A 20,574-nucleotide genomic window follows, 5' to 3' on the forward strand; every position below is an offset into this window, starting at 1 on the left:
CGTCGTGCTGAACCCTGTCGTCGACGCCGACGGCGCACCCTTCTGGCAGTACGCCGCCCAGGGCGAACTGCGCGTACAGGCCTGCGCCGACTGCCACGAGCCCCGCTTCCCGCCCCGCCCCTGCTGCCCCCACTGCCAGTCCTTCGCGTGCGAGTGGCTGCGGGTCGGCGGGCGCGGCCGGGTCTGGTCCTACGTCGTGCCGCATCCGCCGCTCCTGCCCGGCTACGCCGAGCAGGCGCCGTACAACGTGATCGTCGTCGAACTGGCCGACGCGCCGCGCATACGGCTGGTCGGCAACCTCGTCACCGAGGCCGGGGCGCCGCTCGGCTCCCTCCCACCGGAAAAGGTCCGGATCGGGGCGCGCGTGCAGGTCGTGTTCGACGACCGCGGCCTTCCCCAGTGGGTCCTGGAGCGTCCATGAGCACGGCCGGGAGCACGAGCGGCGGCCTGCGGGTCCTGGCCGACGAGGAGACCGGGGTCGCCGTCGTCACCCTCGACCGGCCCGCGAGGCTCAACGCGATCGATCTGGCCCTGGCCGGCGAACTCACTGCCTGCTGGCAGGCGTTGCGGTTCGACGACTCGGTGCGTGCCGTCGTGCTCACCGGGGCCGGGGAGCGGGCGTTCTGCACGGGGATCGACCGGGACGCGGTCGTGCCGCAGCCCGGCTCGCCGTTCATGACGGACGATCCGCTGCTGCGGGTCGGGCCCAAGGCCAACGACCTGTGGAAGCCGGTCGTCGCCGCCGTGTGCGGGATGGCCTGCGGGGGCGCCTTCTACCTGCTGGGCGAGAGCGAGTTCGTCGTCGCCGACACCACCGCGGTCTTCTTCGACCCGCACACCGCCTACGGGATGGTGAGCGCGTACGAGTCCGTGCTGATGGCCGAGCGGATGCCCTACGGGGAGGTCGCGCGGATGATGCTCATGGGGACGGCGGAACGGGTCTCGGCGCGGCGGGCGTACGAGACCGGGCTGGTCTCCGAACTCGTCGAGCCCGGTGAGGCGTTGGAGTCGGCCCTGCACCGCGCCCGTGTCATCGCCGGGTATCCGGCGCAGGCGGTGCAGGGGACCGTACGGGCGCTGTGGGCGGCGAAGGAGGCCGCCCGCGCGCAGGCGTTCGCCCAGGCGCCGCACCTGATCGCGCTGGGCAACCTGCCGGCCGAGCGGCAGGCGGAGCTGTTCGCGGGACGGCGGGGCGGGGGCTTCGGGGTGCGGTGAGCGCGAGGAGCGCGAACGCCGGTCAGTCCACCGGGTCCACCGGGTCCACCGGGGTGGCCCGCGGGTCGGCCTCGCAGTGGCCGAGCCGGTCGAGGACGTCCGCGCCGGCCTTGACCCGGAGCGTCCTGACGCCGTTCGCGGGCCCCTCGGTCTCCGCGTACCCGTGGCCGAGTTCGTCGCCGGCCTTGTCCTTGAAGGGGACCCGGACGCCGAACGTGCCGACGCGGCCGCCCGGGTTGCGGACCTCGACGGTGGCTTACGGCTTCTTCCCGGTCGCGCAGCTCACCAGCTTCGCCGCACCGTCCTGGAGCGTCCGTGCGGTGCCGCTGGTGCCGGACGGGGTGGAGGTCGCGCGGTGGGTGGGACGGCGGTTGCAGGTCCCGCCGGCGCCGCTGCCGTAGGAGTCGCCCTACGAACTGCCGGACGAGCCGCCGGAGGAGCCGCCCGAGGGCGACGAGCTGTCGTGGTCCTGGCGCGAGCTGCTGCACCCACCCCCGCTCCCGCCGCCGCTGCTGCTGCCGTGCCGGCTGTGGCTGTGGCTGTGGCTGTGGCTGTGGCTGTGCCCGTGGCCCCGGGAAAAGCCCGTCAGTGCGAGCACCGTGATCGCCAGTACCGCCGTGAACCTGAGTCTGCGCCCCCGTGTCTGCATGCGATCACCCTATCGGGGGAGTCCAGCGGCCCCCGGGGCTCGCGTGGCGGCCGTCCCGCACGCGGAGTAGCGTCTCGGGTGAGAGCGGTGACGAAAGCGCCGCTCACCAGGACCGACGGCCGCCGCCCGAGCCCTTCCGTGTACCCGTGCGACGGCCGTCACCAAATCCGCGGCTCATGCGGTGCGGGCGGTACCCGTCCCCTTCTCCGCGTCGAGCGCGTACACGCAGCGGTCCTTGCTGCACGCGTACACGACCCCGTCCCGGACCACCGGGGAACCGGTGATCTCGCCGCCGGTCGCGAGCTTCCAGCGCAGCCGGCCGTCGTCGGCCTTCAGGGTGTACAGCAGGTGGTCGGTCGAGCCGAAGTGGATACGGCCCTCGGCGACCGCCGGGGAGCCGACGATCTCACCGCCGGACTGGAAGCGCCACTTGGGCGTGCCGGTCACCGCGTCCAGGGTGTAGAGGCCCTTGCCGCTGCCCACGTGGACATGGCCGGCCGCCACCAGCACCGGGTCGATCGAGGCGCGGGACTCGGTGGCGATGCGCCAGCGGTCGCGGCCGTCGGTGGCGTCCAGGGCGTAGACCGTGCCGAGGTAGTCGGCGAGGTAGATGCCCCCGCCGGTCACGGCGGGGCCGGGGACGAAGGCCGGCGGGCAGAGGAAGACCGCGGGGGCCTCGAAGTGCCAGCGGACCCGGCCGCTCGCCACGTCGAGGGCGAGCACACGGGTGCCGGCCGAGACGTAGACATAGCCGTCGGGGGCGGCGGTGATGCGCACCGGCACACCGCCGCAGGAGGCCGCGTCGCCGATGGGGTAGGACCAGCGCTCCTCGCCCGTGCGGGCGTCCAGGGCGCGCAGCCGGGCGTCCTGCCAGACGTAGACCGTGCCGTCGTGCACGGCGGGGCCGGCCTCGGGGGACTCGAAGTCGGTCTGGCAGCCGCTGATCTCCCACAGTTTCTGGCCGCCGGCGGCCTCCCAGGCCTGCACGCCGCCGCCGCGGGTGCCGGTGACGACCGTGCCGCGGTCGGCCTTGAGCGAGTACACCCAGGCGTCCGTCTGCAGCCGCCACAGATCGGCGCCCTCGCGGGCGTCCAGGGTGAACAGGGTGGGCCCGTCGGAGGCGTGGATACGGCCGTCGGCGACCGCCATCGACCAGGCCACGTCGCGGGTCTTGAAGCGGCGGCGGCCGGTGGCCACGTCCAGGGCGTGCACCTCGAAGGAGGTGACGTAGACGAGGTCCCCGGCCACGGCGGGGGTGCCCCAGACGTCGTTGGACATACGGAAGCGCCAGGGGCGCCAGCCGGTCGCCGTCTCCGGGGGCGCGGCCGGGACGGCGGGTACGGCTGGGTCGGCGCCGTTGACGCCGGGGCGGGGCCTGGACCAGGAGGCGGCGAGACCGGCCTCGGGAGGGGGTGCCTTGACGGCGGCGGCACGGGCGTCGGCCACGCGCGGGCCGGGGCCGATCGGCACCTGGGCACCGGCCAGCCGCACGGGACCGGAGCCGGGGGCGCCGACCGGGGCGGGCACGGGAACGGGGGGCGCCGGGACGACCGGGTCGCGCGAGGGCGGCGGCGGTACGTGGGGCCGGCCGCCGCTGCGGGGGCCGGGCGAGGCGGGCAGCGCGGCCGGGCGGCCGCCGCGGCGGGACTCGATGAGGCCCACGGCCTGCTCGGGCAGCCAGGCCGAGGCCGTACCGCTGTCGTCGGAGCCGGAGCCGAAGAGGTGGGGGGCGAGCTGGGCCTGGAGGTCGGCGGGGGTGGGGCGGCCCGTGGCCTCCATCTGCATGCAGGACTCGATCAGCGGGCGCAGCTCCTCCGGCAGCCCCTCCAGGTCCGGGCCCTCTCTGAGCAGCATGAAGACCGTCTCGACCGGGTTGGCGCCGTGGAAGGGGGCGTGGCCGGTGGCGGCGAAGACCAGGGTGGAGCCGAGCGAGAAGACGTCGCTGGCGCCCGTGACGCTGCGGGAGTCCTTGGCCTGCTCGGGAGACATGTAGGCGGGGGTGCCGACGGCGACGTTCGTCATGGTCAGACGGGTGTTCGAAACACCCGACGCGATGCCGAAGTCGATGACCCGCGGCCCGTCCTCGACCACCAGCACGTTGGAGGGCTTCAGGTCCCGGTGCACCAGCCCGGCGCCGTGGATGGACTGCAGCGCCTCGGCGACGCCCGCCGCTAGCCAGCGCACCGCCTGGGCCGGCAGCGGCCCGCACTCGGTCACTATCTCCTCGAGGGAGGGCGCGGGAACGTAGGCGGTGGCGAGCCACGGCACGGCGGCGCGCGGGTCGGCGTCGACGACCGCGGCCGTGTAGAAGCCGGAGACCGCCCGCGCGGCCTCGACCTCGCGCGTGAAGCGGACCCGGAAAAGCTGGTCCTCGGCCAGCTCGGTGCGGACCGTCTTGATCGCCACCCGCCGGCCGGACGCCGAGCGCGCCAGATAGACCAGCCCCATGCCGCCGGCCCCCAGCCGTCCCAGCACCTCGAACGGCCCGATCCGCCGCGGATCGTGCTGCGTCAGCTGATCCACCACTTGCCTGCCACCTCCCCGTACGAGCCGCGTCACCCACATATGTACGCGACCCTCGTGCAGCGTCTCACCACCGCACCGCCATGGCGGCACGCACCCCGATTCTTCCTGTCCGGAGCACCGGTTGCGAACCCGGTGACGAATCGGGATGTCCTGCCGCAAATCCTCCGCTTCCCGTGCGGGGGACGGCTTTCACCTCTGCAGTACGGCGAAGGACGCCCCCTGATTGTCGACGACGACGGCCACGGTTCCGTAGGACGTCTCGAAAGGTGACACCTGCACCCGCCCGCCGAGCCTGCCGACGGCGCCGAGGGCGGCCTGGATCTCCTCGACCCGGAAGTGGACCAGGAAGTGCGGCGGCATCTCGGGCGGGAAGACCTCGGTGACGGGGGCGCGGCCGAAGTCGGGGCGGGCACCCGGGCCGAAAAGGGCCTCGTGGAAGAGTTCGCCGTAGAAGGCGTTGGCGGCGTCGGTGTCACGGGCGTAGAGCTGGGCCCAGCCGAAGGTGCCCGCCTCGTGATGCCGGCCGAAGCCGGGGTGGCTGCCCGGCTGCCACAGCCCGAAGACGGCGCCCTCCGGGTCGGCGGCGAGGACGGCGGTGCCGAAGTCTGCGACCGTCCGGGACTCGCCCAGGATCTGCCCGCCGGCCGACCGGATCCGCGCGGCCAGCGCTCCGGCGTCCGGGGTGGCGAAGTACACCGTCCAGACGGTGGGCATCCGGCCGTCCGTCTTCGGGGCGAGGGTGGCGACGGGCTCCCCGTCCAGCCGGGCCAGCACGAAGCCGCCGTACGCCTCCTCCTGCTCGAAGGTCCACCCGAAGAGCTCACCGTAGAAGCGCTTGCCCGCCTCGACGTCGGGAAGCTGCGCGTCCACCCAGCAGGGGACGCCCTCTGTGTATGCGGATGCCCTGTTTTCGGCCATGCCGTCAAACTAGCCGGGTCGTGCGCAGGCCGCAGACCAGGCACACCAGCCTCCTGTCACCCGTGCACCCCATTTGCAGTCGGCCGAATCGCGCTCCGATCACCCCTCGGTAAGCTGACGGCATGACAGGACAAGTGCGTACCGTCGACGGCCGCGTGGCCGGCCGGCGTGGGCAGGCGACCCGGCAGAAGCTGCTCGACTGCCTCAGCGAGATGCTCAGCTCCTCCCCTTACCGGGACGTCAAGGTCATCGATGTCGCCCGGAAGGCGGGCACTTCGCCCGCGACCTTCTACCAGTACTTCCCGGACGTCGAGGGCGCCGTCCTGGAGATCGCCGAGCAAATGGCAGCCGAGGGCGCCGGGTTGACCGAGCTGCTCCAAGGGCGGTCCTGGGTCGGCAAGGCGGGCTGGCAGACCGCCCAGGAACTCGTGGACGGGTTTCTCGAGTTCTGGCGCAGGAACGACGCGATCCTGCGCGTGGTCGACCTCGGGGCCGCCGAGGGCGACAAGCGCTTCTACAAGCTCCGCATGAAGATCCTCAACTCGGTGAACAACTCCCTCGCGGATTCGGTCGCCGAACTCCAGTCCAAGGGCAAGGTCGACAAGGACGTGAACCCGGCCGCGATCGCCGGTTCGCTGGTCGCGATGCTCGCGGCGGTCGCCTCGCACCAGAAGGGCTTCTCCTCCTGGGGCGTGAAGCAGGCCGAGCTCAAACCCAACCTGGCGCTGTTGGTGTACCTGGGCATCACCGGCAAGAAGCCGACGAGATAACCCGTACTCCGGCCCGGGCTGCTTCCGGGCTCCAAGTCCTGTCAGGCAGGCGGCGGTTCACCCGGGTGGACCGCCGCCTGCCGCGCTGTGGGCGCCCCGCGCATGCGTCGCGCGCCGCGCGCCCTCAGGCGGGCAGTGGCCGGTCCGTGACCACGTGCTTCATCACCAGCGTGGACGTCAGCCGCTGCACGCCCGGCAGCGTCGCCAGCCGCTCGTCGTACAGCCGCTGGAAGGCGGCGAGGTCGGCGGTGGCCACGCGCAGCAGATAGTCCGGGTCGCCGAAGAGCCGCTGCGCCTCCAGCACGTGCTCCACCTCGCTGACCGCCCGCTCGAACTCGGCGACCGTGTCCCGGTCCTCCTGCCGCATCGAGACGAAGACCAGCGCCTCGAAGGTCAGCCCGACGGCGGCCGGGTCCACCACCGCCCGGTACCCCCGCACGGCCCCCGACCGCTCGAGCTCCCGCAGCCGCCGGTGGCACGGCGAGACGCTCAGCCGCACCCGCGCGGCCAGCTCGGTCACGGTCAGCCGCCCGTCCTGCTGCAGCTCGGCAAGAATCTTCCGGTCCACGTCGTCCACGTAGAAGATTCTGCCTCGAAACCGGTCACCAAGGGAAAACTTAAGAAACACTTTCGCAACGATCACGCCTAATGTTCCCGATATGCACTCCGGAACGCTCCTCTCCTTCCTGGCCGTCGACTTCCTGCTGGTCTGCGTGCCGGGCGCGGACTGGGCGTACGCGATCGCGGCGGGCCTGAGGGAGCGCTCGGTCACGGTGGCGGTGGGCGGCCTGGTCGCCGGTTACGCCCTGCACACGCTGCTGGCCGTCGCCGGGCTCGCGGTCCTGGTGGCGGGCTCACCCGGCCTGCTGACGGCGCTGACGGTGGCGGGCGCCGGCTATCTGGTGTGGCTGGGCTGGGGAGTGCTGCGCAGGCCGGCCGCGGTGGAAGCGGCACGGGAGTCGCTCGCCACGACGGCCCCCCACGTCTTCCTGCGCGGCGCCACGATCAGCGGCCTGAACCCCAAGGGCCTGCTGCTCTACCTCTCCGTCCTCCCCCAGTTCCTGACCACTCGGGGCGCACACGTCCCCGTCCCCGTGCAGACGGCGGCGCTCGGCGGCCTGCACATGGCCTGCTGCGCGGCCGTCTACCTCACGGTGGGCACCCTGGCCGGCGCGGTACTGCACGCCCGGCCGGCGGCGGCCCGTGCGGTCGTCCGCACGTCGGGGGCGGCGATGCTGGGCACAGGAGCGCTTCTGCTGGTGGAGCGGCTGGCCACGCTCTAGTGCTGCGGCCGGAAAGGTTCACCGGCTCGCGACGCCCGGCACGGCACCTCGCCGCGTTGTCACATCACCCGAGTACGTCCAGTACGCCGGCGACGCTCCGCCCTGCGATGCACCGCACCGGACACCGCGGGCCTTCCGGCAAACCCTGCCGGCCACAGCACTACTAGGCCCGGTCGGCCCAGGAGTCCTCGCGCGTGATCCGGAAGAGCCGGATCTCCCGCTCCACCCGCGCCTGGTAGGCGGCGTACGGGGGCCAGAAGGCGAGCACGGCCTCCCAGGCGGCCGCCCGCTCCTCCCCGGTCAGCAGCCGGGCCCGCACGGGCACGTCCCGGCCCTGCCGGCTGACCTCGGCGTCCGGATGCGCGAGCAGGTTGTGCGTCCAGGCGGGGTGACCGGTCCGCCCGAAGTTGGAGCCGACGAGGATCCAGCTCCGTCCCTCCTCCTCCGGCAGGCAGGCGAGCGGCGTCCGGCGGGGCAGCCCGGTGCGGGCTCCGGTGGAGGTCAGCACCAGGCTGGGCAGCATCTGCGCGCTGAGCAGCAGCCGGCCGCCCGAGAGCCGGTGCACGGCACGGTCCAGGGCGGGGACGACGTGCGGGGCGAGGCGGGCGAAGGCGCGCGTGGCGGACACCTTCTGCACGATCCGCCGGGCACGGGGGCCGGCCGTCACACCAGCACCTCCCCTCGCTCGAAGAGCCCGGCCACGTCCGCCGCTCGCGCCCACAGCCGGTGCACGGGCCCGAACAGCAGTTCGTCGCCGGCCGCCCGCTTGAAGTACAGATGTGCCTCGTGTTCCCAGGTGAACCCGATCCCGCCGTGCAGCTGGATCGCCTCGCCGGCGGCGCACCGCAGCGCCTGAAGGGCCTGCGCCAGGGCCAGCCCTCCGACGCGCTCCCCGTTCCCGGTGGCCCAGGCCGCGTAGTAGGCGGCCGAGCGGGCGGCCTGCACCTGGACGTACACATCGGCCAGCCGGTGCTTGACGGCCTGGAAGGAGCCGATGGCCCGCCCGAACTGCTTCCTGTGCCGCACGTACTCCACGGTCCGCTCCAGCGCCCGGCCCGCGGCCCCGACGGCCTCACAGGCGAGCACGGCGGCCGCCGCGTCCCCGGCGCCGGCCAGCGCACCGAGGACGTCCGCGCCCTCATCACCCAGCAACTCGGCCCGCACGTCCCTGAGTTGCACACGCCCCTGCGGGCGGGTGGCGTCCAGGGCGGTCAGCCGGGCCCGTACGAGGCCGTCGGCGTCCCCCGGCACGAGGAAGAGCAAGGTACGCGACCGCGCGAACCCCCCGGTGTGCGCGGCGACGAGGAGCAGCCCCGCCCGGTGCCCGTCCAGGACCTGGTCGGCCTGCCCGTACAGCCGCCACCCGTCTCCCGCCCGCCGCGCCTGCACCCCGCCCGCGCGTCCGCCGCCCGCCCAGTCGCCGCCGTTGCCGCCGATCAGCGCCAGCGCGGTGGCGAGGGCGGAGCCGGGCACGGCGAACGCGGCGGTGAGCGTGCCCGCGGCGAGCCGGGGCAGCAGGCCGGTGCGCTGGGCGGGGGTGCCGAGGGCCAGGATCAGGGGCGCGGCGAGAACGGAGGTGGCGAGCAGCGGCGAGGGCGCGAGCACCCTCCCGGTCTCCTCGCAGGCGAGGGCGAGCTCGGTCACGGAGCATCCGGCACCGCCGCAGGTGCCGGGCAGCGCGATGCCCGGCAGTCCGAGCTGCTCGGCGAGGGCGGCCCAGAGGGCGGGGTCGTATCCGGCGGGGGTGTCCACCGCGGCGCGCACCTCCTGCGCTCCGCACCGTTTGCGCAGCAGCTCGCGCAGGGTGCGGCGGATCTCGTCCTGCTCGGCGGTGAAGCGGGCGTCCATGGTTCTCCCCTCCGGACCTCCATATCTGACGGGCCGTCATGTTAGGGCGCCGGGGCGCGAATGCCCAGAGCCGGAACCCGGGCCGCGACCTGCCGCACGGGCACCTGACTGATATACCGTCAGATTCATGACGACAGGGAACCGCAAGGTCGCCGTGGTCGGCGTGTCCCTCTCCGACTGCGGTCGCGTGGACGACGCGACGCCGTACGCCCTGCACGCCCAGGCGGCCCGCCGGGCCCTGGCGGACGCCGGCCTGGACCGCGCCCGCGTGGACGGTCTTGCCTCGGCCGGCCTGGGCACGCTGGCCCCCGCGGAGGTGGCCGAGTACCTGGGCCTGCGCCCCACCTGGGTGGACTCCACCTCGGTCGGGGGCTCGACCTGGGAGGTCATGGCTGCCCACGCGGCCGACGCGATAGCCGCGGGCCGGGCGGACGCGGTGCTCCTGGTCTACGGCTCCACGGCGCGCGCGGACGTCAGGGCGGGCCGCCGTACGGGCACCCTCTCCTTCGGCAACCGCGGCCCGCTCCAGTTCGAGGCCCCCTACGGCCACACCCTGATCGCCAAGTACGCGATGGCCGCCCGCCGCCACATGTACGAGTTCGGCACCACGATCGAGCAGCTGGCGGAGGTGGCGGTGCAGGCCCGGGCCAACGCGGCGCTGAATCCGGAGGCGATGTTCCGCGCCCCGGTGACGGTCGACGACGTCCTGGCCGGCCCGCTGATCGCCGACCCCTTCACCAGGCTGCACTGCTGCATCCGCTCGGACGGCGGCGCGGCGGTCCTCCTGGCCGCCGAGGAGTACGTACCGGACTGCCGCAAGCCACCGGTCTGGGTTCTCGGCACCGGGGAGCACGTCTCCCACACCACGATGTCGGAGTGGCCCGACTTCACCCTCTCCCCGGCGGCGGTGAGCGGCCGGCTCGCCTTCCGGCGGGCCGGGATACGCCCCCACGAGATCGACTTCGCGGAGATCTACGACGCCTTCACCTACATGACCCTGGTCACCCTGGAGGACCTGGGCTTCTGCGCGAAGGGCGAGGGCGGGGCGTTCGTGGCGGACGGGCGGCTGCGGGTCGAGGGCGGTCAGCTGCCGGTGAACACCGACGGGGGCGGCCTGTCGGCCCAGCACCCGGGAATGCGGGGCCTGTTCCTCCTGGTGGAGGCCGTACGGCAACTGCGCGGCGAGGCCGGGCGACGGCAGGTCCGCAAGGACGGCGGGCGGCTGCCCCGGCTGGCCGTGGCCTCGGGGACCGGCGGCTGGTTCTGTTCCTCGGGGACGGTGGTCCTGGGACGTTGACCCCGGCGGACAGGACGCCGGAGTGGAACACGTGGGCGGTTCGTGGGCGCCGGGCCGCCGCACGAGTGCAGCCGGTGCGGCCGTACCGCCTCGCGGAGCGATACTCGGGGGATGGAGACGGATCTTCACGAGCTGCTGCGGTCACTGCGGGTGTGGGACCCGGAGGTCACCGATCTGCCCCCGTTCGACCCGGCCACCGCGCCCGACGCCCCGCTCGCCCTCTTCACCGAGTGGTTCGCGCAGGCGGTGGCGGCCGGCGAGCGGGAGCCGCACACCATGTCCCTCGCCACCACCGACGAGGAGGGACACCCGGACGTCCGGATCGTGATGCTGCACGGCGCCGACGGGGACGGCTGGTCCTTCGGCACGCACGCCGGCAGCCGCAAGGGCCGCCATCTGGCCGCCCGCCCGCACGCGGCCCTCGGCTTCTACTGGCCGGTCCAGGGCCGCCAGGTCCGTGTGCGGGGCCCGGTCACCCTCGCCCCGCCCGAGCAGGCCCGCTCGGACCTGCACGCCCGCTCGACGGGCGCCCTGGCCGCCGCGCTCACCGGCCGGCAGAGCGAAGTCCTCGGCTCACTGGATGAGTTGCGGGACGCCTCCGAGGCCGCCTGGGCGCGGGCCGAACACGAGCCGGACGCCGATGCCGCCTCCTGGACCCTCTACCGTCTCCTGCCCACCGAGGCCGAGTTCTTCCAGGGCGACGCCCGCCGCCGTCACGTACGGCTGCTGTACCGCCGTACGACGGACGGCTGGAGCCGCGAGCTGCTGTGGCCGTGACCGTGCCGGTCAGCCCGCGGACGCGTGGACCGCGCGCTCGTGGACCGCGAACCCGTGGACCGCGAACCCGTGGACCGCGAAGTCCGAGACCGGCCGGTACCCGATCCGCTGGTAGAGCCCGTTGCTGGTCGGGTTGGCGAGGTCGGTGAACAGCAGCACCTCCTCCGCCCCCGCGGCCAGCGCGGCCCGGGTGACCTCCGTCGTCACGGCTCCCGCGTAGCCCCGGCCGCGCAGCCCGGCCGGCGTGTACACCGCGACCACACGTATCTGCCCGGCGACCTTCGGGGACGTTCCGGCCATCGCGACGGGCGTCCCGTCCGGCAGCTCCCAGAACCTGACGTCACCGCGCTCGACGCGCTCGTCCGCCCAGTCCGCCGGGTTCCGCACGACCGTCTCGCCGACGTCGGCGCAGAACTCCCCGTACCACCGGGCCAGGCGCTCTTGGTCCTCCGCTCCCGCCACCCGCGCCCGCCCCGGCGGGACCGGCTGCGGCACGGACAACTCGCCCAGCCGGTAGAGCCGCAGCCGCTTGTGGACGGCGGCCTCGGCGCCGGTGTGCCGCCGCCAGGCCGCGGCGAACGCGGCGGCGGTGTCGTGCTCGGCGTTGACGCCGGACAGGGCGCGTCCCGCACCGGCCAGCCGCCCCGCCAGCGCGTCGGCCTCCGCCTCGGTCAGGGGCGTGGAAACGAGCGGATGGGGCGGCGTGCGGAAGAAGGCCGCCCGCACGGCCCCGACCTCCTCCAGCACGCCGAACTCGGGCGCCCCGTCCCCGTAGACGCGTCCCCCGCGTGAGCGCAGGTTCTCCGTCACGGTCAGGTGCACGGTGTGCCGCGCGGGCCGTGAGCGGAGGAACTCCCCCGCGCGGGAGAGGAATTCATCGAGATCGCCGATCAGATACCAGTTGTCGTGAGTCATGCTTCATGGTCCGGCGAACGGCCGCCCGGCGCCTGTGAATTACGGCGTCCACGCCACCCGGCGACGCCCGCGCCTCACCTGGGCTCCGGGTCCGACGACAGGCGGGCGTGCAGGTGGCAGTCGCGGAAGGCGTCGTGGCGGCCCGCCTCCCACATCGCGCCGCGCAGGGTCCCCTCGTAGGGGAAACCGCACCGCTCGGCGATGCGGCACGACGCCTCGTGCCCGAGGGCGTGGTCCAACTCCAGCCGGTGAAGGCCCAGTTCCGTGAAGGACCAGCGGGTGGCGAGCAGCAGGGCCCCGGTGGCCACGCCCCGGCCACGGGCCTCGGGGAGCACCCAGTAGCCGACCCGTCCGGCCCGCATGGACCGGTTGACGACACCGACGCCGACATGGCCCAGCGTCGTGCCGGTCGCCTCGTCGGTGACGCAGAAGGGCACGCCCATGGCGCTGACGGCGTTGTGCACATGCGCGGCGAGCGACTCGCGCGCGTCGGCCAGGCCCTCCTCCACCACCAGCGGCGTGTTCCAGCGCCGGAACTCCGGGTCGGACCGTCCGCGCAGCCACGTCTCGACGTCGGCCTCGGACCCCGGGTCCCACATCCGGAGCCGGAGACCGTGACCACGCAGCTCGGGAGCGGGGTCGGCGAGGGACCCCTCACATATGTCGGCCATCCGATCATTGTGGCCGAAACAGCGGCACCGCGACCTGACCGTCCGCCCGTCCGCCCCCGGACCTGGACCCGGACCCGGACCCGGCCATCCTGAACGCCACCTTCAGCGCCATCCCCACCCACAGCCCCCCGGGCGCGCAGCCCACGACCTCCGTCATCATCCGGGGCCCCTCCTCCAGCTCGACCACGGCGGCGACGTACGGCGTCCGGTCGGCGAAGGGCGGGAGGTCGTTGCGGTGGACGACCGACCAGGTGTACAGGCTCGCCCGCCCGCTCGCGGCCTCCCAGGTCACGTCCTCGCTCCAGCAGTGGGGGCAGAACTCGCGCGGATAGTGGTGCGCCTGCCCGCAGGCCCCGCACCGCCGCACCAGCAGTCGCCCGCCGGCCGCCGCGTCCCAGTACGCCCGGGTGAAGGGATCGGCCTCGGGGAGGTCGAAGCGCGCGCTCACGCGAACCACCCCAGCGCACCGTCCACCGACCACGTCTGCCACGACATCCCGAACAGACCCACCACGGAGACCAGCGCCATCATGGCGTTCTGCCCCTGCTCGGCCCAGTCGTGGATCATGAGCGTGAAGTAGAGGAGATTGAGCACCAGCCCGCCGGCCAGCGCGATCGGGGTCAGGAAGCCGGTCACCAGCCCCAGCCCCACCGCCAGCTCCGCGCAGACCACCACGTAGGCCATCACCCGCGGCCGGGGCGCGACGACCGCGTCGAAGCCGGACCGCACCGCGCTCCACCGGTGCCGGGCGGCGACGTCCGCCGCCCAGGCGATCCCGGTGCCCCGCTCGAACCAGCCCTTCTTGTCCTTGTGCCGCCAGCTCTCCAGCCACCACAGCCCGAGGCCGATGCGCAGGACGGCCAGCCACTGCGCACCGGTGAGCCAGATCGTGTCCGTGCCCAATGGACTCTCCTGCCGACGACGACCGGATCTGACGGTACGTCAGTTTCGGGCAGCGCTGCGCCGCGCGCAAGACGCCCGCCGGACGCACCGCGCCGCGGGCGGGAAGCGAGCAGGCCCGGAAGGCAGGAAACACCTGCGAGCACCCACCGGATGCGCGCGCCCCGGCCGGAATCACGACGCTTTCTCCACAGCCGTGATCAATCCGCAACCAATTCCGGTCTTGACCGAGACCCATCAACCAGGTGCGTGATTACGCTCGCGCTCATGGCCGACTCCACTTCCCCTGCCGCCGCGCAGCACGCCGACCGCCCCGTCTACGTCATCGGCGGCGGCCCGGGCGGGCTGGCCGTCGCGTACGCGCTGCGCGCCCGGGGGATACGTGCCGTCGTCCTGGAGAGGTCCGGGCAGGTCGGAGCGTCCTGGCGGCGCCACTACGACCGGCTGCGCCTGCACACCACCCGCCGTCTGTCCGCGCTGCCCGGGCTGCCGATGCCGCGCCGGTTCGGCCGGTGGGTGGCACGGGACGACGTGGTGCGGTACCTGGAGAAGTACGCCGAGCACCACGCACTGGAGATCGTGACCGGCGTCGAGGTCTCCCGCGTCGAGCGCGCGCCCGACGGCACCGGCTGGCTGCTGCACGCCACCGGCGGCCGGGAACTGACCGGCGGCGCGGTCGTGGTCGCCACCGGCTACAACCACACCCCCCGCGTGCCGGAATGGCCGGGCCGCGAGACATTCGCGGGCGGGGCCGCGGAGCCCGGCGCCTCGCGCGCGGCCGGCGCGTCGGGGGAGTCGGGAACGTCGGACACGCCCGGCGCCCAGGGGGCGTCCGGCGCCTCGCGGGAGTCCGAGGAGTCCAGCGCGCCGGGGAAGGCCGGCGAGCGGGAGGCGCCCGGCGAGTCGCGGGAGTTTCTGCACGCGTCCGCGTACCGCAACCCCGCACCGTACGCCGGCCGGGACGTGCTCGTCGTCGGCGTCGGCAACACCGGCGCCGAGATCGCCGTCGACCTGGTGGAGGGCGGCGCCTCGCGTGTGCGGCTCTCGGTGCGCACGGCGCCGCACATCGTGCGCCGGTCGACCGCCGGGTGGGCCGCCCAGTACACCGGGGTGCTGTGCCGGCGGCTGCCGGTCGGGCTGGTCGACCGGCTCGCCCGGCCGCTGGCGAGGCTGAGCGTGCCGGACCTGTCGGCGCACGGCCTGCCCCGCCCCGGCACCGGCCTGTACTCCCGGGTCAACGAGGGATCGATCCCCGTCCAGGACGTCGGCCTCATCGACGCCGTACGCAAGGGCAGGGTGGAGGTCGTGGCCGCCGTCGACCACTTCGAGGACGGCAAGGTCGTCCTCGCCGACGGCAGCCACATCCAGCCGGACGCCGTCATCGCCGCCACCGGCTATGTGCGCGCCCTGGAGGGCCTGGTGGGCCACCTCGGCGTCCTGGACGCCCGCGGCAGACCGGTCGTGCACGGCCCGCACACCCCCGGCAACGCGCCCGGCCTGTACTTCACCGGCTTCACCAACCCCATCAGCGGCATGTTCCGCGAATTGGCCATCGACGCGGAGAAGATCGCCAAGGCCGTGGCCAAGGACAGCGCGCGCGAGGACGGCCGCCAGGTCTCCCGGCTGCCCGGCTAGGCGGCGTCCAGGCCCACCGCACACTTTCCCCGCACAGCCATTCCTGACTCGGCGTCGGTTCAGTAATCTGACAGTGCGTCAGTTACTGGTGCTGTCACGACAGGAGCGGGCGGACGATGCTTGGATCAACCCACGGCACTCTCACCACCGACTCCCGCCGGGCCCGGGTCCTCGCCTGTGAGCAGGGGCCGTCCGGGCCGGCCACCGTCCACGGCCGGGCGGACGAGACGGCCGAGGTGGACGCGCTGGACGTCAGCGGCCGTCCGCTGCACGCCGCCGTCCCCGATCTGGACCGGTTCTTCCGGCCCGAGTCCGTCGCCGTGATCGGCGCCTCGGACGCCGAGGGCCGGCCCAACACGGGGATCACCCGGCAGCTGCTCTCCTGGGCCGGGCGGGTCGGGGCGCGGCTGCACCCGGTGCATCCCGGCCGCCCGTCCGTCTTTGGCATCCCCTGCTGCCCCTCGGTCGCCGACCTGCCCGAGCAGGTGGATCTGGCCGTGCTGCTGGTCGCCGACCCGCTGCCCGTGGTCGAGGAACTGGCCGAGGCGAAGGTGAGGTTCGCGGTCGCGTTCGCCTCCGGATTCGCGGAGACGGGCGAGGCGGGCGCCCTCGCGCAGGCCCGGCTCGCGGCCGCCGTCCGGCGCTCCGGAATGCGGCTGCTCGGGCCGAACACCAACCTCAACGCCTTCGAGGAGTTCCGGGACGACCTCGAAGGGCCCGCGATCGCCCTGATCACCCAGTCCGGGCACCAGGGGCGGCCCGTCTTCGCCCTCCAGGAACTGGGCATCCGGCTCTCCCACTGGGCCCCGACCGGCAACGAGGCCGACCTGGAGACCGCCGACTTCATCTCCTACTTCGCCGGGCGGCCCGAGGTCGGCGCCATCGCCGCCTACATCGAGGGGCTGAAGGACGGCCGCTCCTTCCTGCTCGCCGCCGACCGGGCCGCCCGGCGCAAGGTGCCCGTCGTCGCGGTCAAGGTGGGCCGCACCGAGGCCGGGGCCCGCACCGCCGCCTCCCACACCGGCAAGCTGACCGGCGCGGACGAGGTCGTGGACGCGGCGATGCGGCAGTACGGCGTCATCCGCGTCGACGGGCTCGACGAACTCCAGGACACCGCGGCCCTGCTGGCCCGGGCCCGCGCCCCGCGCGCCGAGGGGGTGGTGGTCTACTCGATCTCGGGCGGCACGGGCGCGCACGTCGCCGATCTCGCCGCCCGCGCCGGCCTGCGGCTGCCGGTGCTGTCCGCGGCCCGTCAGAGCGAGCTGCACCGGTGGATACCGCCGTACCTGAGCGTCGCCAACCCCGTCGACAACGGCGGCCACCCGGTCGGCGACTGGCGCGGCCGCAAGATCATCGACGCGATCCTCGCCGATCCCGATGTGGGGGTACTGATCTGCCCGGTCACCGGACCGTTCCCGCCGCTGAGCGACAGGCTCGTGCGGGACCTGGTGGACGCGGCGGAGGAGACGGACAAGCTGGTGTGCGTGGTGTGGGGATCGCCGGCCGGCACCGAGGCGGCGTACCGCGAGGTGCTGCTCGGCTCCTCGCGCGTGGCCACCTTCCGCACCGTGGGCAACTGCCTCACCGCCGTCCGCGCCTGGCTCGGCCACCACCGCTTCGCCGGCGGCTACCGCTCCCCCTTCGACGAGGCGCCCCGCACGCCCTCCCCCTCGTTCCGCAAGGCGCAGGCGCTGATGCGGCCGGGGCAGCAGCTGAGCGAGCACGCGGCGAAGCAGCTGCTGCGGGCGTACGGCATCCGGGTGCCGCGCGAGCAACTGGTGACCAGCGCGGCGGCGGCCGTGCGCGCGGCGGGGCTGGTGGGCTACCCGCTGGTGATGAAGGCGTCGGGCGCGCAGATCGCGCACAAGACCGAGCTCGGGCTGGTGAAGATCGGGCTGACCTCGGCCAGCCAGGTCCGGGACGCCTACCGGGAGCTGACCGACATCGCCCGCTACGAGGGCGTCGGGCTGGACGGCGTACTGGTGTGCCAGATGGTCGAGCGGGGCGTGGAGACGGTCGTCGGCGTCACCCACGACGACCTCTTCGGGCCGACCGTGACGGTGGGGCTCGGGGGTGTGCTCGTCGAGGTGCTGCGGGACGCGGCCGTGCGGGTGCCGCCGTTCGGCGAGGAGCAGGCCCACGCCATGCTCGCCGAGCTGCGCGGGCGGGCCCTGCTCGACGGGGTGCGGGGGCGCCCCCCGGCCGACGCCGACGCCCTGGTCGAGGTCGTCCTGCGGGTGCAGCGCATGGCGCTGGAACTCGGCGACCAGCTCGCCGAGCTCGACATCAACCCGCTGATGGTGCTGCCCCGGGGACAGGGAGCCGTGGCGCTGGACGCGCTGGCGGTGTGCCGGTGACGGCCGCGGAGATCCCGGTACGGCACGAGACGTGCGAGCACGTCACGCGCATCACCCTGGATCGCCCCGAGGCCCTCAACGCGCTCACGCCCGAGCAGCGGGAGCGGATCATCGGCCTGCTGGCCCGGGCGTCCGCCGACCCGGAGGTACGGGCCGTGGTGCTCACCGGGACGGGGCGCGGGTTCTGCGCCGGTGCGGACCTGCGGGGCGGCGCCGCGGCCGGCGAGCGGGTGTCCGGGGACGTCGCCCGTACGCTGCGCCTGGGCGCCCAGCGGCTGATCGCGGCCGTACTGGACTGCGAGAAGCCGGTGCTCGCCGCCGTGAACGGCACCGCGGCCGGGCTCGGCGCCCATCTCGCGCTCGCCTGCGACCTGGTGCTCGCCGCCGAGTCCGCCCGGTTCATCGAGGTGTTCGTGCGGCGCGGGCTCGTACCGGACGGCGGGGGCGCGTACCTGCTGCCCCGGCTGGTGGGACCGCAGCGGGCGAAGGAGCTGATGTTCTTCGGCGACGCACTCACCGCGGCGGACGCCGAGCGGCTGGGACTGGTCAACCGGGTCGTTGCGGACGGGGAGCTGGACAGGGCCTCCCGCGACTGGGCCGCGCGCCTGGCCGCCGGACCGACCCGCGCCCTGGCGCTGACCAAGCAGCTCGTCAACGCCTCCCTGCACGCCGACCGCGCCACCGCCTTCGCGGCCGAGGCCGCCGCGCAGGAGATCAACATGACGACGGCGGACGCCCAGGAGGGCCTGCGGAGCTTCGTGGAGCGGCGCAGCCCCGGGTTCCGGGGCCGCTGACCCTTCCTATCTGACGTAACGTCAGCTTCAATGGGGACATGATGGGACAGGCAGGAATGGCGGAAGCGGCCGTCCGTTACCTCGGGTCGGCCCGGACCTCGTCCCCGGGACGGCCCGTGGAGCCGCTGCCGCGCCCGGAGTTGCGGTGTGTGCGCGAGGACGAGCGGGCGCCGGTGGAGCCGGGCGAGTTCCGGCGGGTCCTGGGCAGCTTCGCGACCGGCGTGACCGTGGTGACGGCACCCGCCGCCGAGGGGGAGGACTCCCCCGCCGGCTTCGCCTGCCAGTCCTTCGGCTCGCTCTCCCTGGACCCGCCGCTGGTCGCCTTCATGGTGGGCCGTACGTCGTCGACGTGGCCGCGCATCGCCCGCGCCGGTGTCTTCTGCGTCAACGTGCTCGGCGCGGGGCAGGGCGAGTTGTGCCGTGCCTTCGCGGTCAGCGGCGCGGACAAGTTCGCGGGGGTGGCCCACGAGCCGGCACCCGCCTCCGGCTCGCCACGGCTCGCGGGCGCCCTCGCGTGGATCGACTGTGCGATCCACGCGGTGCACACGGGCGGGGACCACCTGATCGTGGTGGGCCGGGTGAACGCCCTGGGCACGAGCGGCACCGACGAGCCGCCCCTGCTGTTCCACCGGGGCCGCTTCCTCCAGAGAGGAAGCGGCCCCGGCCCAGCCCTGGCCTAGCTGTACTCGGTCACGAGTCCGCCGGTGCGGGCGGCCGGCCTGCGCCGGATCACCAGCGCCATCAGGGCCGCCGCCGCGCACAGGGCGCCGGAGGCGTACCAGACCATGTCGTAGGAGCCGAAGACGTCCCGGGCGAGACCTCCGAGGTAGGCGACCAGCGCCGCGCCCACCTGGTGGGAGGCGAGCACCCAGCCGAAGACGATCGCGCTGTCGTCGCCGTAGTGCTCCCGGCACAGGGCGAGAGTGGGCGGGACGGTGGCGACCCAGTCGAGACCGTAGAAGACGATGAAGAAGATCATCGGCGGGTGCACGCTCGGCGCCAGCAGCATCGGCAGGAAGAGCAGCGAGACGCCCCGCAGCGCGTAGTACACGGCAAGCAGGCGGCGCGGCTCGAAGCGGTCGGTGAACCAGCCGGAGGCGATCGTCCCGGCCACGTCGAACACGCCGACGACCGCGAGCAGCGAGGCCGCGGCCGTGACGGGCATGCCGTGGTCGTGCGCGGCGGGCACGAAATGGGTCTGGATCAGGCCGTTGGTGGAGGCGCCACAGATCGCGAAGGTGCCGGCCAGCAGCCAGAACGGGCCGGTGCGCACCGCCGATGACAGCACCGTCAGGGTCCGGCGCGCGGCCCCCGGCACCGGCTCGGGCCTCGGCGCGAACTCCATCGCCCCGTACGGCTTCAGGCCCACGTCCGCCGGATGGTCGCGCAGCAGCAGCCAGACGAACGGGACCACGGCCAGGGCCGCCAGGGCCACCGTGACCGCCGCCGGGCGCCAGCCGTGCGACTCGACCGTCCAGGACAGGACGGGCAGGAAGATCAGCTGGCCGGAGGCGGAGGCGGCGGTGAGGATGCCGCTGACCAGACCGCGGCGCTCGGTGAACCAGCGGTTGGTGACCGTCGCGGCGAAGGCCAGCGCCATCGAGCCCGACCCGAGGCCGACCAGCAGGCCCCAGCAGAGCCACAGCTGCCAGGCCGCGGTCATCCACACGGTCAGGCCCGAGCCGACGGCGATCACGGTGAGCGCGACGACGACCACCTTGCGGATGCCGAAGCGGTCCATCAGCGCGGCGGCGAAGGGCGCGGTGAGCCCGTAGAGCGCGAGGTTGATCGAGACGGCGGCGCCGATCGTGCCGCGCGACCAGCCGAACTCCTGGTGCAGCGGATCGATGAGCAGGCCGGGCAGCGAGCGGAAGGCGGCCGCGCCGATGATCGTGACGAAGGTGACGGCGGCGACGAACCAGGCGCGGTGCACGCGCGCCCGGCGCCGGGGCGGCCGTTCCTCGAGGGCGACTGCGGGTTCGGTTGTCTGGGTCACGTCATAGAGCTTCCGGTGCGCGG

General features: G+C 74.0%; 22 protein-coding genes. 11 read left to right on the forward strand and 11 right to left on the reverse strand.

The window, feature by feature from the left end:
• Positions 1-4: 4 nt before the first annotated feature.
• The 3 genes from ACH4UM_RS19890 to ACH4UM_RS19900 all read left to right on the forward strand — a co-directional run bounded on the left by ACH4UM_RS19890 (position 5) and on the right by ACH4UM_RS19900 (position 1,616).
• A complete protein-coding gene (locus tag ACH4UM_RS19890; protein ID WP_398181385.1) occupies positions 5-421 on the forward strand; it encodes a Zn-ribbon domain-containing OB-fold protein in 417 nt (138 codons plus the stop codon).
• Positions 418-1,215, forward strand: a complete 798-nt coding sequence (locus ACH4UM_RS19895; protein WP_398180722.1) for an enoyl-CoA hydratase/isomerase family protein — start codon at positions 418-420, stop codon at positions 1,213-1,215. Before ACH4UM_RS19890 ends, ACH4UM_RS19895 begins: the two co-directional genes overlap by 4 nt.
• Before the next feature lie 251 nt (positions 1,216-1,466).
• The gene (locus tag ACH4UM_RS19900) at positions 1,467-1,616 is read left to right on the forward strand and encodes a hypothetical protein (protein WP_398180725.1); all 150 of its coding nucleotides are present in this window, start codon (positions 1,467-1,469) and stop codon (positions 1,614-1,616) included.
• Positions 1,617-1,624: 8 nt separating this feature from the next.
• Here the strand turns inward: ACH4UM_RS19900 and ACH4UM_RS19905 are convergent, their stop codons facing one another.
• From ACH4UM_RS19905 to ACH4UM_RS19915, 3 genes are all read right to left on the reverse strand, one after another.
• Positions 1,625-1,864 carry a hypothetical protein gene (locus ACH4UM_RS19905; protein WP_398180727.1) on the reverse strand — a complete coding sequence of 80 codons (240 nt, stop codon included), beginning with the start codon at positions 1,862-1,864 and terminating at the stop codon, positions 1,625-1,627.
• Between the two features lie 174 nt (positions 1,865-2,038).
• On the reverse strand, positions 2,039-4,390 hold the full coding sequence (locus ACH4UM_RS19910) for a PQQ-binding-like beta-propeller repeat protein (protein WP_398180730.1): 2,352 nt from the start codon (positions 4,388-4,390) through the stop codon (positions 2,039-2,041).
• Between the two features lie 189 nt (positions 4,391-4,579).
• Complete coding sequence (locus ACH4UM_RS19915) at positions 4,580-5,308, reverse strand: VOC family protein (RefSeq protein ID WP_398180733.1); 729 nt, start codon at positions 5,306-5,308, stop codon at positions 4,580-4,582.
• Positions 5,309-5,442: 134 nt separating this feature from the next.
• On the opposite strand from ACH4UM_RS19915, the gene ACH4UM_RS19920 reads away from it, so the two are divergent.
• Positions 5,443-6,078 carry a TetR family transcriptional regulator gene (locus ACH4UM_RS19920; RefSeq protein ID WP_398181388.1) on the forward strand — a complete coding sequence of 212 codons (636 nt, stop codon included), beginning with the start codon at positions 5,443-5,445 and terminating at the stop codon, positions 6,076-6,078.
• Positions 6,079-6,202: 124 nt separating this feature from the next.
• On the opposite strand, the gene ACH4UM_RS19925 is transcribed toward ACH4UM_RS19920, so the two are convergent.
• Complete coding sequence (locus ACH4UM_RS19925) at positions 6,203-6,655, reverse strand: Lrp/AsnC family transcriptional regulator (protein WP_398180736.1); 453 nt, start codon at positions 6,653-6,655, stop codon at positions 6,203-6,205.
• Between the two features lie 82 nt (positions 6,656-6,737).
• Here ACH4UM_RS19925 and ACH4UM_RS19930 point away from each other — a divergent pair, with 82 nt between their 5' ends.
• Positions 6,738-7,361 carry a LysE family translocator gene (locus ACH4UM_RS19930; RefSeq protein ID WP_398180739.1) on the forward strand — a complete coding sequence of 208 codons (624 nt, stop codon included), beginning with the start codon at positions 6,738-6,740 and terminating at the stop codon, positions 7,359-7,361.
• Positions 7,362-7,524: 163 nt separating this feature from the next.
• Here the strand turns inward: ACH4UM_RS19930 and ACH4UM_RS19935 are convergent, their stop codons facing one another.
• Positions 7,525-8,028 carry a nitroreductase/quinone reductase family protein gene (locus ACH4UM_RS19935; protein ID WP_398180742.1) on the reverse strand — a complete coding sequence of 168 codons (504 nt, stop codon included), beginning with the start codon at positions 8,026-8,028 and terminating at the stop codon, positions 7,525-7,527.
• The gene (locus ACH4UM_RS19940; protein WP_398180745.1) at positions 8,025-9,209 is read right to left on the reverse strand and encodes an acyl-CoA dehydrogenase family protein; all 1,185 of its coding nucleotides are present in this window, start codon (positions 9,207-9,209) and stop codon (positions 8,025-8,027) included. The genes ACH4UM_RS19935 and ACH4UM_RS19940 overlap by 4 nt, the downstream gene beginning before the upstream one ends.
• Before the next feature lie 127 nt (positions 9,210-9,336).
• On the opposite strand from ACH4UM_RS19940, the gene ACH4UM_RS19945 reads away from it, so the two are divergent.
• Complete coding sequence (locus tag ACH4UM_RS19945) at positions 9,337-10,506, forward strand: thiolase C-terminal domain-containing protein (protein ID WP_398180748.1); 1,170 nt, start codon at positions 9,337-9,339, stop codon at positions 10,504-10,506.
• Positions 10,507-10,617: 111 nt separating this feature from the next.
• Entirely contained in the window at positions 10,618-11,283 is a 666-nt protein-coding gene (locus ACH4UM_RS19950) for a pyridoxal 5'-phosphate synthase (RefSeq protein ID WP_398180751.1), read from the forward strand.
• A 9-nt stretch (positions 11,284-11,292) separates the two neighbouring features.
• Here the strand turns inward: ACH4UM_RS19950 and ACH4UM_RS19955 are convergent, their stop codons facing one another.
• The 4 genes from ACH4UM_RS19955 to ACH4UM_RS19970 form a co-directional block, all read right to left on the reverse strand.
• Positions 11,293-12,198, reverse strand: a complete 906-nt coding sequence (locus ACH4UM_RS19955) for a GNAT family N-acetyltransferase (protein WP_398180754.1) — start codon at positions 12,196-12,198, stop codon at positions 11,293-11,295.
• Positions 12,199-12,272: 74 nt separating this feature from the next.
• Positions 12,273-12,869 carry a GNAT family N-acetyltransferase gene (locus ACH4UM_RS19960; RefSeq protein ID WP_398180757.1) on the reverse strand — a complete coding sequence of 199 codons (597 nt, stop codon included), beginning with the start codon at positions 12,867-12,869 and terminating at the stop codon, positions 12,273-12,275.
• 4 nt (positions 12,870-12,873) lie between these two features.
• The gene (locus ACH4UM_RS19965; RefSeq protein ID WP_398180760.1) at positions 12,874-13,317 is read right to left on the reverse strand and encodes a Zn-ribbon domain-containing OB-fold protein; all 444 of its coding nucleotides are present in this window, start codon (positions 13,315-13,317) and stop codon (positions 12,874-12,876) included.
• A complete protein-coding gene (locus ACH4UM_RS19970; RefSeq protein WP_398180763.1) occupies positions 13,314-13,772 on the reverse strand; it encodes a DoxX family protein in 459 nt (152 codons plus the stop codon). The genes ACH4UM_RS19965 and ACH4UM_RS19970 overlap by 4 nt, the downstream gene beginning before the upstream one ends.
• A gap of 264 nt (positions 13,773-14,036) precedes the next feature.
• On the opposite strand from ACH4UM_RS19970, the gene ACH4UM_RS19975 reads away from it, so the two are divergent.
• The 4 genes from ACH4UM_RS19975 (at position 14,037) to ACH4UM_RS19990 (ending at position 19,235) form a co-directional block, all read left to right on the forward strand.
• Entirely contained in the window at positions 14,037-15,404 is a 1,368-nt protein-coding gene (locus ACH4UM_RS19975) for a flavin-containing monooxygenase (protein ID WP_398180766.1), read from the forward strand.
• 116 nt (positions 15,405-15,520) lie between these two features.
• On the forward strand, positions 15,521-17,761 hold the full coding sequence (locus ACH4UM_RS19980; protein WP_398180769.1) for an acetate--CoA ligase family protein: 2,241 nt from the start codon (positions 15,521-15,523) through the stop codon (positions 17,759-17,761).
• Positions 17,758-18,555, forward strand: a complete 798-nt coding sequence (locus tag ACH4UM_RS19985) for an enoyl-CoA hydratase/isomerase family protein (RefSeq protein WP_398180772.1) — start codon at positions 17,758-17,760, stop codon at positions 18,553-18,555. Before ACH4UM_RS19980 ends, ACH4UM_RS19985 begins: the two co-directional genes overlap by 4 nt.
• Positions 18,556-18,596: 41 nt before the next feature.
• On the forward strand, positions 18,597-19,235 hold the full coding sequence (locus ACH4UM_RS19990; protein ID WP_398181391.1) for a flavin reductase family protein: 639 nt from the start codon (positions 18,597-18,599) through the stop codon (positions 19,233-19,235).
• On the opposite strand, the gene ACH4UM_RS19995 is transcribed toward ACH4UM_RS19990, so the two are convergent.
• The gene (locus ACH4UM_RS19995) at positions 19,232-20,551 is read right to left on the reverse strand and encodes an MFS transporter (RefSeq protein ID WP_398180775.1); all 1,320 of its coding nucleotides are present in this window, start codon (positions 20,549-20,551) and stop codon (positions 19,232-19,234) included. The two genes, ACH4UM_RS19990 and ACH4UM_RS19995, sit on opposite strands and share 4 nt — an antisense overlap.
• Positions 20,552-20,574: the final 23 nt, after the last annotated feature.

It is taken from the genome of Streptomyces sp. NPDC020801 (assembly GCF_044334385.1).
GTDB lineage: Bacteria > Actinomycetota > Actinomycetes > Streptomycetales > Streptomycetaceae > Streptomyces.